Origin of the sequence: Mycolicibacter sinensis (genome assembly GCF_001667945.1) — a bacterium.
In the GTDB taxonomy this organism is placed as follows: Bacteria; Actinomycetota; Actinomycetes; order Mycobacteriales; family Mycobacteriaceae; genus Mycobacterium; species Mycobacterium sinense_B.
The window spans coordinates 16720-33333 of the sequence record NZ_LZJK01000059.1 but is presented as its reverse complement, the minus strand read 5'-3'; the positions used below and the strand labels follow the sequence as shown (position 1 = coordinate 33333).

General features: G+C 68.6%; 18 protein-coding genes and 2 tRNA genes. 10 read left to right on the top strand and 10 right to left on the bottom strand.

The window, feature by feature from the left end; all coding sequences use genetic code 11:
* Nucleotides 1-24 precede the first annotated feature (24 nt).
* Nucleotides 25-1422: a trigger factor gene (gene tig, locus A5694_RS07730; RefSeq protein WP_064921247.1), complete on the bottom strand. Its 1398-nt coding sequence runs from the start codon at nucleotides 1420-1422 to the stop codon at nucleotides 25-27.
* A 55-nt stretch (nucleotides 1423-1477) separates the two neighbouring features.
* Nucleotides 1478-1554 (bottom strand) — tRNA-Pro (locus A5694_RS07725).
* A 124-nt stretch (nucleotides 1555-1678) separates the two neighbouring features.
* Between A5694_RS07725 and A5694_RS07720 the strand changes: the two genes are divergently transcribed.
* Nucleotides 1679-1749 (top strand) — tRNA-Gly (locus A5694_RS07720).
* Nucleotides 1750-1784: 35 nt separating this feature from the next.
* The gene (locus tag A5694_RS07715) at nucleotides 1785-3008 is read left to right on the top strand and encodes a serine hydrolase domain-containing protein (protein ID WP_064921246.1); all 1224 of its coding nucleotides are present in this window, start codon (nucleotides 1785-1787) and stop codon (nucleotides 3006-3008) included.
* Here A5694_RS07715 and A5694_RS07710 read toward each other — a convergent pair.
* From A5694_RS07710 to A5694_RS07700, 3 genes are all read right to left on the bottom strand, one after another.
* Nucleotides 3005-3820, bottom strand: a complete 816-nt coding sequence (locus A5694_RS07710; RefSeq protein ID WP_064921245.1) for an Fpg/Nei family DNA glycosylase — start codon at nucleotides 3818-3820, stop codon at nucleotides 3005-3007. The genes A5694_RS07715 and A5694_RS07710 overlap by 4 nt on opposite strands.
* A 16-nt stretch (nucleotides 3821-3836) precedes the next feature.
* Nucleotides 3837-4316, bottom strand: coding sequence for a ribose-5-phosphate isomerase (locus A5694_RS07705; RefSeq protein WP_064921299.1), 480 nt, complete (start codon nucleotides 4314-4316; stop codon nucleotides 3837-3839).
* Nucleotides 4317-4437: 121 nt separating this feature from the next.
* Nucleotides 4438-5049, bottom strand: a complete 612-nt coding sequence (locus tag A5694_RS07700) for a DsbA family oxidoreductase (RefSeq protein WP_064921244.1) — start codon at nucleotides 5047-5049, stop codon at nucleotides 4438-4440.
* A 94-nt stretch (nucleotides 5050-5143) separates the two neighbouring features.
* Between A5694_RS07700 and pepN the strand changes: the two genes are divergently transcribed.
* Nucleotides 5144-7708 carry an aminopeptidase N gene (pepN, locus tag A5694_RS07695; protein ID WP_064921298.1) on the top strand — a complete coding sequence of 855 codons (2565 nt, stop codon included), beginning with the start codon at nucleotides 5144-5146 and terminating at the stop codon, nucleotides 7706-7708.
* Between the two features lie 44 nt (nucleotides 7709-7752).
* Here the strand turns inward: pepN and A5694_RS07690 are convergent, their stop codons facing one another.
* From A5694_RS07690 to ctaJ, 3 genes are read right to left on the bottom strand one after another with little or no spacing between them, the layout of a single operon-like run.
* Nucleotides 7753-8517, bottom strand: coding sequence for a hypothetical protein (locus A5694_RS07690; RefSeq protein ID WP_234787905.1), 765 nt, complete (start codon nucleotides 8515-8517; stop codon nucleotides 7753-7755).
* Between the two features lie 23 nt (nucleotides 8518-8540).
* On the bottom strand, nucleotides 8541-9008 hold the full coding sequence (locus tag A5694_RS07685; protein WP_064921243.1) for a DUF5130 family protein: 468 nt from the start codon (nucleotides 9006-9008) through the stop codon (nucleotides 8541-8543).
* Complete coding sequence (gene ctaJ / locus A5694_RS07680) at nucleotides 8995-9228, bottom strand: aa3-type cytochrome oxidase subunit CtaJ (RefSeq protein ID WP_064921242.1); 234 nt, start codon at nucleotides 9226-9228, stop codon at nucleotides 8995-8997. Before ctaJ ends, A5694_RS07685 begins: the two co-directional genes overlap by 14 nt.
* 271 nt (nucleotides 9229-9499) lie before the next feature.
* Here ctaJ and A5694_RS07675 point away from each other — a divergent pair, with 271 nt between their 5' ends.
* The 4 genes from A5694_RS07675 to A5694_RS07660 are packed head-to-tail and all read left to right on the top strand — an operon-like array spanning nucleotide 9500 to nucleotide 12226.
* Nucleotides 9500-10408, top strand: a complete 909-nt coding sequence (locus A5694_RS07675) for an MOSC domain-containing protein (RefSeq protein ID WP_064921241.1) — start codon at nucleotides 9500-9502, stop codon at nucleotides 10406-10408.
* Nucleotides 10409-10424: 16 nt separating this feature from the next.
* A complete protein-coding gene (locus A5694_RS07670; protein ID WP_064921240.1) occupies nucleotides 10425-10838 on the top strand; it encodes a RidA family protein in 414 nt (137 codons plus the stop codon).
* Nucleotides 10839-10843: 5 nt separating this feature from the next.
* Nucleotides 10844-11767 (top strand): carbon-nitrogen hydrolase family protein, encoded by a 924-nt coding sequence (locus A5694_RS07665; RefSeq protein WP_064921296.1) that lies wholly within the window; start codon nucleotides 10844-10846, stop codon nucleotides 11765-11767.
* A 33-nt stretch (nucleotides 11768-11800) separates the two neighbouring features.
* On the top strand, nucleotides 11801-12226 hold the full coding sequence (locus tag A5694_RS07660; protein ID WP_109535634.1) for a hypothetical protein: 426 nt from the start codon (nucleotides 11801-11803) through the stop codon (nucleotides 12224-12226).
* Nucleotides 12227-12232: 6 nt separating this feature from the next.
* On the opposite strand, the gene A5694_RS07655 is transcribed toward A5694_RS07660, so the two are convergent.
* Nucleotides 12233-12868: an HNH endonuclease gene (locus A5694_RS07655; RefSeq protein ID WP_064921238.1), complete on the bottom strand. Its 636-nt coding sequence runs from the start codon at nucleotides 12866-12868 to the stop codon at nucleotides 12233-12235.
* A 136-nt stretch (nucleotides 12869-13004) separates the two neighbouring features.
* Between A5694_RS07655 and A5694_RS07650 the strand changes: the two genes are divergently transcribed.
* Both A5694_RS07650 and A5694_RS07645 read left to right on the top strand, forming a co-directional pair.
* Entirely contained in the window at nucleotides 13005-13403 is a 399-nt protein-coding gene (locus tag A5694_RS07650) for a globin (RefSeq protein ID WP_064921237.1), read from the top strand.
* Entirely contained in the window at nucleotides 13403-15076 is a 1674-nt protein-coding gene (locus A5694_RS07645) for a glycoside hydrolase family 13 protein (protein ID WP_064921236.1), read from the top strand. The genes A5694_RS07650 and A5694_RS07645 overlap by 1 nt, the downstream gene beginning before the upstream one ends.
* A 4-nt stretch (nucleotides 15077-15080) precedes the next feature.
* Here the strand turns inward: A5694_RS07645 and A5694_RS07640 are convergent, their stop codons facing one another.
* Nucleotides 15081-15938 (bottom strand): alpha/beta fold hydrolase, encoded by an 858-nt coding sequence (locus tag A5694_RS07640; RefSeq protein ID WP_064921235.1) that lies wholly within the window; start codon nucleotides 15936-15938, stop codon nucleotides 15081-15083.
* Nucleotides 15939-15960: 22 nt separating this feature from the next.
* On the opposite strand from A5694_RS07640, the gene A5694_RS07635 reads away from it, so the two are divergent.
* Nucleotides 15961-16602, top strand: coding sequence for a TetR/AcrR family transcriptional regulator (locus A5694_RS07635; RefSeq protein WP_064921234.1), 642 nt, complete (start codon nucleotides 15961-15963; stop codon nucleotides 16600-16602).
* The last annotated feature ends 12 nt before the right edge of the window (nucleotides 16603-16614 follow it).

Sequence of the window (16614 nt, the reverse complement as noted above, 5' to 3'; positions counted from 1 at the left end):
AACCGGCTTCGTTCGCTTACAGCGTCACTCGTCGGTCGCCGCCTCGGCCTCGACCACGTCGTCTGCGGTCGCGTCGGCCTCCTCGGCCCCGGCGGGGGCCTTGCCGGTGCCGAAGAACTCTGCGGTGTCGATCTGGTTGCCGTCGGTGTCGCTGACCGACGCGGCACGCACCGCCGCTGCCAGCGCCATGCCCCGACGCACGTCGGCGAAGACCGCGGGCAGCTGGTTGTTCTGCTGCAGGAACTGCATCAGCTGCTGCGGGGCGACGCCGTACTGACGCGACATCAGCACCAGGTGCTGGGTGAGGTCGTTCTGGCCCACCTGGATCTCGAGCTTGTCGCCCAGCGCGTCGAGCAGCAGCTGCGTCTTGACCGACTTCTCGGCCTCGCTACGGGTCTCGGCGTCGAATTCGGCCCGTGAGGAGCCCTGGTCGGCCAGCGCCTCGGCGAACTTGTTCTCGTCGTGGTCGACACCGTGCAGGGCGTTGTGCAGCGCATTGTCCACGTGCGCCTGCACCACGGCCTCGGGAAGCGGCATCTCGACCTGCTCGACCAGCGCCTCCAGCGTCGCCTCCCGGACCTTCTCGGCCTGCTGGATGCGCTTGGTCCGGGCGACCTGCTCGCTGAGGTTCTCCCGCAGTTCGGCAACGGTGTCGAATTCGCTGGCCAATTGCGCGAAATCGTCGTCGGCCTCCGGCAACTCGCGTTCCTTGACCGCCTGAACCGTCACCGTCACTTCGGCTTCCTTGCCGGCCTGCGGGCCGGCGGCCAGGGTCGTGGTGAAGACCTTGCTCTCCCCTGCCGACAACCCGATGATCGCCTCGTCGAGTCCGTCGATGAGCTGTCCCGACCCGACCTCGTGGGACAAGCCCTCGGTGGCGGCCCCGGGAACCTGCTCGCCGTCGACCGTCGCATCGAGGTCGATCGAGACGAAGTCGCCGTCGGCGGCCGGCCGGTCGACGCCGGTCAGCGTGCCGAACCGGGCGCGCAGCGAGTTCAGTTCGGCCTCGACCTCGTCGTCCCCGACTTCGATCGGGTCCACGCTGATCGTGAGCTTCTCCAGGTCGGGCAGCGTGATCTCCGGCCGCACGTCGACCTCGGCGGTGAAGGCGATCTGGTCGCCGTCGTCGAGCTTGGTGACCTCGATGTCGGGCTGACCGAGCGGCTTGAGGTCCGAGCTGGTCACCGCCTCGCTGTAGCGACTGGGCAGCGCCTCGTTGACGACCTGCTGCAACACCGCGGCACGGCCGACGCGGGCCTCGATGAGCTTGGCCGGGGCCTTGCCCGGCCGGAAGCCCGGCATCCGCACCTGCTGCGCCAGCTGCTTGTAGGTCCGGTCGAAGTCCGGCTGCAGCTCGGTGAACGGCACCTCCACGTTGATGCGAACCCGGGTGGGGGTCAGCTGCTCGACGGTGCTCTTCACGGGCTTACTCCTCGATATCGTTGACGGTCAGTCGTGCCGGTGCGGCGCGCGCTGCTGGTCGGGGTGACAGGATTTGAACCTGCGGCCTTCCGCTCCCAAAGCGGATGCGCTACCAAGCTGCGCTACACCCCGCACTGACCAGGCGATCCTACGGCCCGGCGCCTACGGCAACACAGCCGCCCGCACCACACGGCCGCAATGGGAGTGCCAATTGGATTTGGGGCCGACTTCGCCGGTACAGTCTGCCCTGGATATTGCGGGCGTAGCTCAATGGTAGAGCCCTAGTCTTCCAAACTAGCTACGCGGGTTCGATTCCCGTCGCCCGCTCGAAACGGGGATTTTCCCTGGCAGGAAGGCACGCCATGGGCGGCACCCAGCGCGTCCAGATTCATGGGTCGTGCTCACCGCGCTTCGAGAAGGTGCGGTACGAGTTCGAGCGCAATTTCACGCTGCGCGACGAGCTCGGGGCGGCGGTCGCGGCGTATGTGGACGGCGAACTCGTCGTCAATCTGTGGGCCGGCTCAGTCGATGTCGAGGGCCAACGCCCCTGGGCGGAAGACACCCTGAGCACCGTGCTCTCGGGCACCAAGGGATTGACCAGCACCTGTGTGCACCGGCTCGCCGAGGCCGGCGAACTGGATCTGCGCGCGCCGGTGGCCCACTACTGGCCGGCGTTCGGCCGGGCCGGTAAGCAGGACATCTCGCTGGCGATGGTGCTGGCGCATCGCTCCGGGGCGATCGGCCCGCGCGAACCGATGCACTGGCGCGACGTCACCGACTGGGATCTGGTCTGCGAAAGACTGGCCGCCGCCGAACCGTGGTGGCGGCCGGGCACCGCCCAGGGCTATCACATGACGACCTACGGCTTCATCGTCGGCGAGGTCGTCCGGCGGGTAACCGGGATGACGGTGGGCCAGTACCTGCAGAAGGAGGTCGCCGGTCCGCTCGGCGCCGAAGTGCACATCGGCGTGCCGGCCGACCAGCAGCCCTACCGCTGCGCCGACCCGGTGGGCAAGCCGACGATCCGGGAGATGCTGGCCTCGGCCGGCGCGCCCAAGCGTCCGACCTCGCTGGACGACCACCCCAAGGCGGGGCTGGCGGTCGCGATGGGGTTCGCCCCCGACGACGAGATCGCCACCAACGACCTGACGCTGTGGCGGCAATTGGAGTTCCCCGGCACCAACGCCCAGGTCTCCGCGCTGGGCATGGCCACGTTCTACAACGCGCTGGTGCAGGAGAAGTTGCTCAGCCGGGCGGCCATGGACCGGCTTCGGGTGCTGCAGGGCGGCACCGAAACCGATCTGGTGCTCGGGCCCCGGGTCGCCGAGCACGGCTGGGGCCTGGGCTACATGCTCAACGCCCAGGGGGTCAACGGACCCAACCGGCGGATCTTCGGTCACGGTGGCCTGGGCGGCTCGTTCGCGTTCGTCGATCTGGAGCACCGGATCGGTTACGGCTATGTGATGAACCGGTTCGACCACACCCAAGCCAACGCCGACCCGCGCAGCGTGGTGCTGTCCAACGAGATCTACCGGGCCCTCGGCGTGCCGATCCGGCCCCGGCGGGAAACCGTGTACGACGACTAGCCCTGGCAGGCCGCACACCAGAACACGTTGCGGCCCTCCAGTTCCGCGGTGCGCACGGTTGTTCGGCACAGCCGGCACGGATCGCCGGCGCGGCGGTAGACGTAGGTGCGCGGCTTGCCGGGTGCATACGCCGGAGCCCCGTGGTCGTCCTCGGGCCGCACGACGACGATGTTGCCGCGGCGCAGCCCAACGTTCATCAACGTCACCAGATCGGCCCAGACCGCGGCGAATTCCGCTTCGCCGATGTCGGTGCCGGGCCGGTACGGGTCGATCCGATGGCGGAACAACACTTCGCTGCGGTAAACGTTGCCGACGCCGGCCAGCACCGACTGGTCCATCAGCAGTGCGGCAATTGGCCTGCGCGACTTTGCAATTCGTTTGAACGCCAGCGCCGGGTCGGCGTCGCGACGCAGCGGGTCCGGCCCGAGGCGGGCGATCACGTCGGTGACCTGCGCCTCGTCGACCACCTCACAAGCCGCCGGGCCCCGCAGGTCGGTGCCGTATGCCGAACCGTTTTTCAAGCCGATCATGCGCATGCGGACCTGCCCGACCGGGTCGGGCACGCCGCCCTCAGACAGCTGGAATTCGGTGAAGTGCCCGTAAATCCCCAGATGTACGTGCACGATCTGCCCGTGCGCGTAGCGGTGGAACAGATGCTTGCCCCACGCTTCGGCACGAACCAGCGGCTGCCCGTCGACCACGGCGGCACCGGCTGCGAACCGGCCCTGCGGACTGCACACCGCCACCGGGGCGCCGGCGAAGCGCCGCTGATGCAACCGGGCCAGCCGGTGCAGGATGTGCCCCTCGGGCATGTCGGTGCGGTCGGGGTCAAGCGGGCGCGCCGGGGACCGGGGGTGCCTCGTGCGTGGTTTCGTAGGCGGCCAGGATGTCGATGCGGCGCTGGTGGCGTTCGGCCTGCGACCACGGGGTGCTCAGGAAGGCGTCGACGATCGCGAGCGCCTCGGCCGTCGAGTGCATCCGGCCGCCGATACCGATCAGCTGCGCGTTGTTGTGTTCGCGGGCCAGCTGCGCGGTCTCGGTGCTCCACGCCAGCGCGCAGCGCGCCCCGGGCACCTTGTTGGCCGCGATCTGCTCACCGTTGCCGGACCCGCCGATCACGATTCCGAGACTGTCCGGGTCGGCGACCGTGCGCGATGCCGCGGCGATGCAGAACGCCGGGTAGTCGTCGTCGGCGTCGTAGCTGTAGGCCCCGCAGTCGACCGGCTCATGCCCGGCATGCCTCAGGTGCTCGATGATCTGTTCTTTGAGCTCATAGCCGGCGTGGTCACAACCCAGGTAGACGCGCATGGCGGCCATTGTCTCAGAGCCGGCGCACCGAACTTTCCCCAGCCTGCGCGCCGAACCGGAACCACACGACGCGTTTGCGGCGTGTCGCGTCGTGTGGTTCCGACTCGCGGGGAGAGGCGAGTCAGTCGAATTCGGGCGCCTCGGCGCGGGTGCGCTTGAGCTCCCAGAAATGCGGGTAGGACGCGAACGTCACCGACGCGTCCCACAGCTTGCCGGCCTGTTCGCCGCGGGGAATGCGGGACAGCACCGGACCGAAGAACGCCACCCCGTTGACGTGGATGGTCGGGGTGCCGACGTCCTTGCCGACGGCGTCCATCCCGGCGTGGTGGCTCTTGCGCAGCGCCTCGTCGTAGGTGTCGGTGGTGGCCGCGTCGGCCAGCTCGGCCGGCAAGCCCACCTCGGCCAGCGCACCCGCGATGACGTCCGCGAAGTCCTTGTTGTTCTGGTTGTGGATCCGGGTTCCCATCGCGGTGTACAGCGGGCGCAGGACCTCGTTGCCGCGCAGCTGTTCGGCGGCGATCGCCACCCGCACCGGGCCCCACGCCTGCTTGAGGCCGTCACGGTACTGCTCGGGGAGGTCGTCGCGGCCCTCGTTGAGCACGGCGAGGCTCATCACGTGGAAGGTGACGTCGATGTCGCGGACCTTCTCGACCTCCAGGATCCACCGCGAGGTGATCCAGCACCACGGGCACAGCGGGTCGAACCAGAATGCGGCTTGTGATTTCTCGGGCATGGGGATCCTCTCAACCGGCGACGGACGCTTCGTTGAGCACAACTATGCCCGCCGGGCCGGTGTTCCCGGCCCGCCGCAACTACTGTTGGCGGACGTGGCACTTCCTAACCTCACCCGCGACCAGGCCGCCGAACGGGCCGCGCTGGTCACTGTCGACAATTACCGGATCGCGCTGGACCTGACCGACGGCAGCGGCAACCCGGGCGAGCGCACGTTCCGTTCCACCACAACCGTCACGTTCGAGGCCCTGCCCGGCGCCGAGACGGTCATCGACCTCGCCGCCGAGACCGTTCGCAGCGCCACCCTCAACGGCCGCGCGCTCGACGTCTCGGCCTACGACGAGTCGACCGGCATCGTCTTGACCGGGCTGGATCAGCACAACGTTCTCGAGATCGACGCCGACTGCTACTACTCCAACACCGGTGAGGGCCTGCACCGCTTCGTCGATCCGGTCGACGACGAGGTGTACCTGTACTCCCAGTTCGAAACCGCCGACGCCAAGCGGATGTTCGCCTGTTTCGATCAGCCGGACCTCAAGGCCACCTTCGACATCACCGTCACCGCTCCGCAGCACTGGCAGGTGGTCTCCAATGGCGCCACAGTGAGCGTCGACGCCGGCGTACACACCTTCGCGACCACCCGCAAAATGAGCACCTACCTGGTGGCGCTGATCGCCGGGCCATATGCCCGATGGGACGACGTCTACCGCGACGAGCACGGCGAGATTCCGCTGGGCCTGTTCTGCCGCGCCTCGCTGGCGCCGCACATGGACGCCGAGCGTCTGTTCACCGAGACCAAGCAGGGCTTCGGCTTCTATCACCGCAACTTCGGCACCCCGTACGCGTTCGGTAAGTACGACCAGCTGTTCGTACCGGAGTTCAACGCCGGGGCGATGGAGAATGCCGGAGCCGTAACGTTTTTGGAGGACTACGTCTTTCGCAGCAAGGTGACCCGGGCGTCGTATGAGCGGCGCGCCGAGACGGTGCTGCACGAGATGGCGCACATGTGGTTCGGCGATCTGGTCACCATGCGCTGGTGGGACGATCTGTGGCTCAACGAGTCGTTCGCGACGTTCGCCTCCGTGCTGTGTCAGAGCGAGGCGACCGAATACACCAATGCCTGGACCACGTTCGCCAACGCGGAGAAGTCGTGGGCCTACCGCCAAGACCAGCTGCCGTCGACGCATCCGATCGCCGCCGACATCCCGGATCTGGCCGCCGTCGAAGTGAACTTCGACGGGATCACCTACGCCAAGGGCGCATCCGTGCTCAAACAGCTGGTGGCCTACGTCGGGCTGGAACACTTTTTGGCCGGGCTTCGCGACTACTTCGCCGCGCACGCCTTCGACAACGCGACCTTCGACGACCTGTTGGCGGCACTGGAGAAGGCCTCCGGCCGTGACCTGTCCGACTGGGGCCGGCAGTGGCTCAAGACCACCGGCCTGAACACCCTGCGCGCGAACTTCGACCTCGACGACGCCGGCAAATTCACCCGGTTCGCCATCACCCAGGACGGGGCCGCCCCGGGCGAAGGCGAGACCCGGGTGCACCGGTTGGCCGTCGGCATCTACGACGACGACCCGTCCGGTTCCGGCCGGCTGGTGCGGGTGCACCGGGAGGAACTCGACATCGAGGGGCCGGCGACAGCCGTGCCGGGCCTGGTCGGGGTTGCGCGCGGCAAGCTGATTCTGGTCAACGATGACGACCTGACCTACTGTGCCCTGCGGCTGGACCCGGAGTCGCTGGCGACCGCGTTGGAACGGATCGCTGATATCGCCGAACCGCTGCCGCGCACGCTGGTCTGGTCGGCGGCCTGGGAGATGACCCGCGAGGCCGAGATGCGCGCCCGCGATTTCCTGGCGCTGGTGCAAGGCGGAATTCAGGCCGAGACCGAGGTCGGCGTCGCCTCGCGGCTGCTGCTGCAGGCACAGACCGCGCTGGGGTTCTACGCCGACCCCGGCTGGGCCGCCGAGCACGGCTGGCCGGCGTTCGCCGACCGGCTGCTGGAATTGGCCCGCGCGGCCGAGGGCGGTTCGGATCACCAACTGGCCTACGTCAACGCGCTGTGTACGTCGGTACTGGCCGAGCGCCACACCGCGGTACTGACCAGCCTGCTGGATGCCGACCCGGCGGATCAGGGCCTGGCCGGACTGGCGGTCGACACCGATCTGCGCTGGCGGATCGTGGTGGCGTTGGCCCGCAGCGGCGTCCTCGACTCCGAGGCGATCGACGCCGAGATCGAACGCGACCCGACCGCGGCCGGCAAACGCCAGGGCGCCCAGGCCGCCGCGGCGCGGCCGCAAGCGGCGGTCAAACAGGCGGCTTGGCAGCAGGTGATCGAGGACGACACGCTGGCCAATATCACCGGCCGGGCGATCATCGCCGGCATCGTCCAGCCCGGACAGGGCGACCTGTTGGCGCCGTTCACCGAAAAGTACTTCGCGGCGATCCCCGGCGTGTGGGAGCGGCGCTCCAGCGAGGTGGCGCAGACGGTGGTGGTGGGCCTGTACCCGGGATGGGACGTCAGCGAGGCCGGGTTGGCCGCCGCCGATGCGTTCCTGGCCGATCCCGCGGTGCCACCGGCGCTTCGGCGGCTGGTGCTGGAGGGTCGGGCCGGGGTGGAGCGGTCACTGCGGGCGCGGACCTTCGATACCGCGTGAACAGCTGCCGGCTGATTCACCGTTCCGTCAGAACCGCGAGGGGCTCACCGGTATCCCCCGTCGGATAACCCGGCCGCCCGCTCAAAACTGTTGACGCCGCCGAGGATCCGTGCCTTTGCCTCTTCGGCGAGATAGCGCGCGGGCATCTGTATCGGCCCCAGGGCGGCCCACTGCTGGGCATGAATCTCCTCATGGTGCAGCAGCCTGTCCAGATCCGGCCCGCCGCTGCAGACCCGTCCGGATTCCACGATGTCCCGCAGCCGGCGAGCCGGGTCGGAGACACGAGTGAGGTTGAGCATGAACAAGTCGCCCCACATGGTGCCGGCCCGGCGGCTGAGCTGGGCGTGAAACCGATTGCCCGCCAACCCCATCAGGACGCCGTTGGGCGTGGTGACCAAGCAACCGCCGGTGTTGCCGATGCCCCGCACAGCCTCGTAGCTCCAGCGGTTGGCGCGCTGCCGCTCGGCGATCCGCCGCAGCTCTGCGGCGCCGTACGGTGTCTCGGGAAAGTCGTTGCGGCTACCGGTCCGGCCATAGCCGGTGCCGGCGTTGAGGATGTAGGTCAGCAGAGCCGCCCGACAGGCGTCCCTGCCGCCGATGCCGCGGGGAAGCAGGAAGAAGCTCTTACCGTCCGAGTCGGTGACCTGCTCCATCGCGTCGAGCGCCCGAAAGCTGTCGCGGGTGAGGCGCCGCTGACGGACGATGTCGGCTACCGCCTGCGGGGCGACCGCGTGCCGGTCGAGGTTTGCCAGCCAGCTGCGGTGCGCCGGGGACGCCGTGACCGCGACAGCGCGAGCTGAGACCCGCACGCGCGCGACCGATACGACCGGGGCTAGGCCGGGGTGATGCCGGCGCTGAGCACCTGCACCGCGCTGACCAGGCCGTCGATCAGGTTGCCGTCGGCGAAGGCCGCCGCCGCGGCAGCCACACCTTGCGGTGCCGCGGCCGGGGCGATGCGGCCGGTCAGGCCGGCGCCGTAGACCACCTCGATGGCCCGCTGGTCCGGCGAGACCGCGACCAGCACCGCGTCATTGGCGGTGGGCACCTTCGCCAGGATCTCGCGGGCCCGCGCGGCGGTGTCGGAACCCAGGTCGCCGATGTAGACGGCGAAACGCGCCTTCGACGCCCGCGACCCGTAGGTCAGGGCGTCATCGAGCGCCACCAGCTCCTTGACCGGGAACGGATAGTGCAGCGAGGCCTCACCGGGCTCGGTGACCCCGGAGATCCGACCGCTGTAAGTGATCGCCGACCCGTACGGCAGGTCCGCGGGATCGATCGTCGCGACCTCACCAGTTGCCACTGGCTCCACCCCCCACACTGAACTCGGACTTGCCGTGGCCGTGTCCGCCACCGATGACCTCATCGGTGGCCGCCCACAGGATCGGCGGGTGCGTCCAACGGTCCGACATCCGGTAGACGGCCGCACGCGGCCCCTTTTTCGACCAGATCCGCGCTGACAGCAGCAACACCAGCACAACCGGAATGCCGACGAAGTAGCCGAGGAATGACAACACGCTCACGCCGTAGACCGTATCCCACGGCGAATCGATCGGTGCGGGAACCCAGGCCCAGGCACCTGTCTTGCGCCGGTGCAGGGCCGTCTATATGGTGACGCCATACCTTCGCACTGGCAATCAGCGTGAGGAAGGGCTGCCCCGGGCAGTCATGGGAGGCCTGGCAACGGGCCTCGGCGATAGCACGATCACCCATTGCTGCGATGCCGGCGATGCCTTCTTCCTCCACGAGGCGGGCGCGCCGTTGGGCAGCAGGGGTCCTGCCAGTGGGAGTTCCATGAACGACGATCCACGGCCCGACGATGTGGTCGGCCGGATCAAGACCATCTTCCGTTACCCCATCAAGTCGGTCGGCGGTGAAAGCGTCGCCCGCGCCTACATCGACATCCACGGCGGGTTGGGAGATCACCGGTACGCCTTTGTCGACACCGAGACCGGCAATTTGTGCAACGCGAAGAACCCACGCAAGTACGGCAGCATGCTGGGCTGTCGCGCTTACTATCTCGACGAGCCACGGCTTGGGGAACCACTGCCCACCCTGGAAGTCGCCTTCCCCGACGGAAGCAGGCATCGAAACGTCGGCACCGATCTGGACGACGCCATGTCGCGCTACCTCGGCCGCGACGTGCGACTCGTCGACGCCGTGCCCAGCGACGCGACGACCGAGTTGGTCTGGGACGCAACCACCGGTCTGGCCAAAGACGGTGTGTACCGTTACACGACCAAGAATTCCGACGGCGACGACGTCCTGACCTACGGCCCGCTGCAAGCCGATAGGTTCTTCGACCTGACACCGCTGCACTTGATCACCACCTCGACGATCCAGCATTTCCGGCGCCTGGAACCCGGCGCGAACTTCGACCCGCGCCGCTACCGGCCGACGATGGTCATCGACACCCCTGCACCCGGTCTTGCCGAAGATGCCTGGGTGGGCGGACGACTCACCATCGGAGCGGCGATATCGGCCAAGGTCGACATGTGGACGCCACGATGTGTGATGTCCACGCTCGCGCACGCCAAGGATGTACCGCTGGATCGGGCGACCCTGCGCACCATCGCCAAGCACAACAGCAAGACCATTGCGGGTTTGGGTCAGCTGGCGTGCGCCGGCGTGTACGCCACCGTGACGGCGGCGGGCGCGATCGGCGTCGGTGACGCCGTGCAATTGCGGTCGGAAACCAATTGAGCGAGGGGAGATCACCATGATCCAGCGGCTCACGCCCGACGTCGGCTATCTGCCCCCGGCGATGTTCGACGAGTTGGGAATCTCCCAACTCGTGATCGCCGGCGGCATGGTCCACTGGTCGGGAATCGTTGCTGCCCAATCGGTCTCGGACGGTATCAGCATCGCTGCGGCTGACGTCTCCGGGCAGCTGGCGTTCATTCTGGACAAGCTGGACGTCATGTTGGCGGCGGTCGGCTCCGATCGAACGCAGATCGTGGCCATGACCATGTTCAGCACAGCGATCGACGACTTGTCGGTCGCGCTGACGCGGGTGTACGCACCGTGGGCCGGAGAGCACAGACCGGCTCTGACTTCGATCGGTGTCGCGCGGCTCTCCCTCCCCCAGGCGTTGCTCGAGGTACAGGGCTGCGCCATCGTTCCAGAAAGGTGACCACGATGGTTCTTGCCGCGGCTGTCCAGTTGGAGGCGGTGCTCGGCGATGTCCCCGCCAATCTGGCCGCCTGCGAGCGCCTTGCCGATGAGGCGGGCCGAGCGGGCGCCGCGATTATCGCGCTGCCGGAGTTCTTCACCACCGGGATCGGTTTCGAGCCATCGCTGGCCGCCGCCGCACTACCGCCCGATGGTGCGGCCACCGAGCTTCTCACCGCGCTGGCCCGCCGGCACCGAGCGCTGGTCGGCGGGTCGTTCCTGTGCCGCGATCCCGACGGCCACGTCCGCAACGCCTACCTGCTCGCTGATCCTGACGGGGTGGTGGGCCGCCACGACAAGGATCTGCCGACGATGTGGGAGAACGCGTTCTACACCGGCGGCGACGACGACGGGGTGCTCGCCGCCGGCGACCACACGGTCGGGGCCGCGGTGTGCTGGGAGCTGATGCGCACCCAGACGGTGCGCCGGCTGCGCGGCCGGGTGGACCTGGTGATGACGGGCTCGGGTTGGTGGTCCATACCGAGCTGGTCGCCGCGCCCGCTGTTCGAGCACCTCGAACGCAGAAACGCCGGCACCGCACGTCAGGCGGCGGCATCCTTCGCCCAGTATGTCGGGGCGCCGGTGGTGCACGCCGCCCATGCGGGTGCGCTGGACTGCGCCATGCCCTGGGCGCCCCTGCGCTATCGCGGCCACTTCGAAGGCGCCACGTTGATCGCCGCCGCGGACGGCACCGTCGTCGCGGAACGGCGCTTCGACGAGGGCGAAGGGGTCGCGCTCGGTGAGATCACCCTGGGGCGGCAGCCGGCCCGGCTGGCACCGCCGGCCGGCTTCTGGCTGCATCGCCGCGGGACGCTGCCCGCCGCGGTGTGGCACTACCAACGCTGGCATGGCCGTCGCTTTTACCGGCGCAACGTCGCGCAGAACGTCTGAGGAGGCGACATCGTGGAGTGGACCGGCCGGACACTGGGCGCCGACACGCTGGTAACGCTGCTGGCAGCGGGCCTGATCTTCCAGCTCGCGCTGGGTCTCGGGGTATGGAAATACCGGCAGATGGTGACCCGGCCGGAGCGCTTGGCGCATCCCTACGTCGACATCGCGCACCGCGCCGCGCTGCTGTATTCCTTCGCCACGCTGTTGACGGCGGTGTTCGTCGAGCTGAGCGCCTGGCCGACCTGGGTGAACCTGACCACGGCCATGGTGATGGTGTTCTACTTCCTGGCCGCCATCGTCAGCTACATCGTGCATGGCGCCCTGCAGGACACCACCAATCAGTTCGAGCAGCCCAGCACGGGCCTGCACGTCTCGATGGTGCTGCTCATCGTCGGTGAGATGGGCGGGTTCGCCGTTCTGCTCGCCGGGTTCGTCGCCGGATGGCTGCAGCGGGGCTAGCCGAGCTCAGGCGGCGCCTTCACCCAGGTAGCGTATCCACACCGGGTCGAGGTCGCTGATCACGGCCAGCAGCCGCCAATGTTGGCCCTTCGGTGACGTCGGCACCAGCCGCAGCGTCCACCCGAGCTCGGTGAGCAACCGGTCGGCCTTGCGGTGATTGCAGGTCGAACAGGCCGCCACGCAGTTCTCCCAGGAGTGGTCGCCGCCGCGGCTGCGCGGGACCACGTGGTCGACGGTGTCGGCCTTGCCGCCGCAGTAGGCGCAGCTGTGCCGGTCGCGGTGCATCAGCGCGGCGCGGGTCAGCGGGATACGGGCGCGGTAGGGCACGTGAACATAGGTCCGCAGCCGGATCACCGAGGGCACCGGCACCGACCGGGTCGCCGAATGGATGACCGGCCCGTTCGGATCGTCGTGCACCACATCGGCCTTGCCGCAGATCAGCATTACGACGGCGCGCCGCAACGGAAGCGCGGTCAGCGGTTCGAAGGTGGAATTCAGCAGCAACACCCGCCGCCGAGTCCAGATCGAGGCGGCGTCGGGCGCCGAACCGGAGGTCGCGACCGAGTGCAGGCATGGGGCGGCGGCAAGCCCGGACAGGCTCGCCGTGGGGGCACCGGGTCGGCGGTGGCCCCGGCGCTTCATGTCCGGCTTCGGGGGCGGCTTTTGTGCAGCACCATAAATCCTCCGCCGAACAGTTCACCATGATTCGGCGCTGGTCGCACGCCTATTTGCTGTGTGTTCATTGGCAGGAATCGTCGATGCCCCACAATGGTGGGCGATGCAGCCGATAGAAGAGCCCTCGTTTTATGACGCCGTCGGCGGTGCGGAGACCTTCCACGCCATCGTGTCGCGGTTTTATCAACTGGTCGCCCAGGACGCGATCCTGCGCCCGATGTACCCCGCCGACGACATGGCCGGCGCCGAGGAGCGGTTGCGGATGTTCCTCGAGCAGTACTGGGGCGGGCCGCGCACCTACACCGAACGCCGCGGCCACCCGCGGCTCCGGATGCGGCATATCCCCTACCGCATCGGTCCGCTGCAGCGCGACGCCTGGCTGCGCTGCATGGTCAGCGCGGTCGACGAGATCGACGCCGAGACCCTCGACGACGAACATCGCGCCGAACTGCTGCACTACCTGCATTCGGTGGCCGACTTCCTGGTCAACGCTCCGATCTGATGGGCGCCGGCAACCCGTGGTGGGCCAACAGCGTGTTCTATCAGGCCTATCCACGCTCGTTCGCCGACAGCAACGGTGACGGCGTCGGCGACCTGGACGGGGTGATCGCCCGCCTGGACTACCTGCGCGGGCTGGGGGTCGACGCGATCTGGCTGAACCCGGTGACGGTGTCGCCGATGGCGGACCACGGCTACGACGTCGCGGATCCGCGCGACATCGATCCGCTCTTCGGCGACCTGGCCGCGCTGGACCGGCTGGTGGCGGCCGCACACGAACGCGGCATCAAGCTGACCATGGACCTGGTGCCCAACCACACCAGTGCGGCGCACCCGTGGTTTGTCGAGGCCCTGGCCTCGGCGCCCGGCGGTTCAGCGAGCCTCGACGAAGGAGAGGCGAAGCTGGGACCGCCGCATAGGCCGGGCGGTTCAGCGAGCCTCGACGAAGGAGAGGCGAAGCTGGGACCGCCGCATAGGCCGGGCAGTCGGGCACGGGCGCGCTACTTCTTCCGTGACGGCCGCGGCCCGGCTGGGGAGCGACCGCCCAACAACTGGGTATCGGTGTTCGGCGGCCCGGCTTGGACCCGGGTCACCGAGCCCGATGGCCCCGGTCAGTGGTACCTGCACCTGTTCGACACGTCACAACCGGACCTGAACTGGGACAACCCGGAGGTCCTCGCTGATTTCGAGCAGACTCTGCGGTTCTGGCTGGACCGCGGCGTGGACGGTTTCCGCATCGACGTCTCCCACGGCATGGCCAAACCCCCCGGCCTGCCCGACATGCCCGTGACCGACGTGGAACTGCTCGCTCACCGCGACGACGACCCACGGTTCAACCAGCCGGGCGTCCATCGGATCCACCGCGCGATTCGCGCCGTCTTCGACGACTATCCGGACGCGGTGTCGGTCGGCGAGGTCTGGGTGCACGACAACGCGCTGTTCGCCGAGTACCTGCGCCCCGACGAACTGCACCTGGCCTTCAACTTCCGGTTGCTGCAGGCCGACTTCGACGCCGCCGGGATCCGCGACGCGATCGAGAACTCACTGGCCGCGGTCGCATCGGTGGGGGGCACCCCGACCTGGGCGCTGGAGAACCATGACGTGCAGCGATCCGTCACCCGCTACGGCGGCGGGGCGGCCGGACTGGCCCGGGCGCGGGCGATGGCGCTGGTGCTGCTGGCGCTTCCCGGCGCGGTGTTCGTCTACAACGGGCAGGAATTGGGCCTGCCGGAAGTCGAGTTGCCCGACGGGGCGCTGCAGGATCCGGTGTGGGAACGCTCCGGCCACACCAAACGCGGCCGGGACGGCTGCCGGGTGCCGGTGCCGTGGTCGGGTGACGCGCCGCCGTTCGGGTTCTCCGACAATCCCGACACCTGGTTGCCGATGCCGCGGGATTGGGCGCCGCTGACCGTCGAACGTCAACGCGGTGACGCCGGCTCCGCCCTGACGCTCTATCAGCAAGCGATCGCATTACGCCGGGAGCATGTCGGTTTCGGCAGTCGCGTCGAATGGCTGCCCGCCCCCGCGGACGTGGTGATGTTCCGGTGCGGCGGGCTGGTCTGCGCGCTCAACGCCGGTGACCAGCCGGTGGCCCGGCCGGAGGGGCAGCTGATCCTGGCCAGTGCGCCGGCGGCCGACGGTGTGCTGCCGGCCAACGCCGCGGCCTGGCTGATCTGACGGCCTAGCGGCGACCGCGGCCCCCGTGGCCGCTTGTGGCGACGGCGAATTCGGCCACCAGTTCGCCCAACCGGTCGGGTTGATCGATCATCGAGAAGGTACGGGCGTCGTCGACGAGCTCGAAACGGGCGTTGGGCAACGTATCGGCGAGCCGCTTGCCGTCGTCAACCGGGAAAAATCGGTCATCGGCCGACCACGCGATGAGAGCCGGCTTGGCGAATCCGCTGAGCCGCGCTCCGGCGTCCAGCGTGGTCTGCTGGTGCAGCGACTTGGTCAGGTGGCGAAGATCCTCCGCGATTGCCGCGTCGCGCAGACCCGGTTTCACCCACTGGGCCACCAGATCATCGATGTCCCGGTGTGCCAGCGCCCCGAAACCGCGCTTGCGGAAGATGCGCAGCCGCATCGGTTGTAACGCGGCGCGGAAGGTGAGGGGCGTCTTGGCGGCCAGGATGAACGGATTGAGAATCGGCGGCGGGAAATGCTCGAAGGCGTCGCAGCTGGTGAGCACCAGCCCGCCGAGTCGCTCCGGGTGGTTCACCGCGACCAACTGAGCGATCACACCCCCGGTGTCGTTGCCGACCAGCACCACGTCCTCGAGGGCGAGTGCGGCCATGAAGGCGTTGACCATCGCCGCGATGCCCGGCAGGGTCCGGTCTGCTCCGGGCCGCAACGCCGTCGGGTGCGCGCCCAGCGGCCAGGTCGGGGCGATGCAACGCAGATGCCGCGCCGCCAGTCGTGCGCTCAGCGGTTCCCACAGCGAAGAGCCCATGGCGTAGCCGTGGACGAACAGCACCGGACGGCCGTCTTGGGGGCCTGCGGTGTTGTAGTGGATTGTTCCGGCGTCAATGTCAACGGTGGGCATTGGGCGCTCCTAACATAGTTACGTGCAACCTGCCGATAACTTACCGACAGCCTGTACGGAAATCAAGCGCCGGACGCAGGCGGAGCGCTCCGCCGCGACGCGCGCTGCGCTGACCAGCGCCGCGCGCAAGCTGTGGGGCGCGCGCGGGTTCGCCGCCGTGGGCACCCCGGAGATCGCCGAGGCCGCCGGCGTGACCCGCGGCGCGATGTACCACCAGTTCCCGGACAAGGCAGCGCTATTCCGCGCGGTCGTGGAGGCGGTGGAGGCCGACGTCATGACACGCCTTGCCGAGGCGGTCGCCGCCTCGGCGGCCACTACCCCCGCCGCCGCATTACGGTCGGCGGCGGAAAACTGGCTGGTGGTGGCCAACGATCCGGAGATACGCCAGATCGTTCTGCTCGATGCGCCAAACGTTCTGGGCTGGGACGGTTTTCGCGATGTGGCCCAGCGTTACAGCCTCGGCATGACCGAGCAACTGCTCAGCGAAGCGATGAAGGCCGGCCAACTCCCCCGCCAGCCGGTCCGCGCACTGGCGCACGTCCTCATCGGCGCGCTCGACGAGGCCGCGATGCTCATCGCAACAGCGGACGACCCGGACCGGACGCGGACCGAGGTGAGCACGGTGGTGCACCGGCTGCTCGACGCCATGCTGAGCGAGGGCTGACCCGCTGAAGAG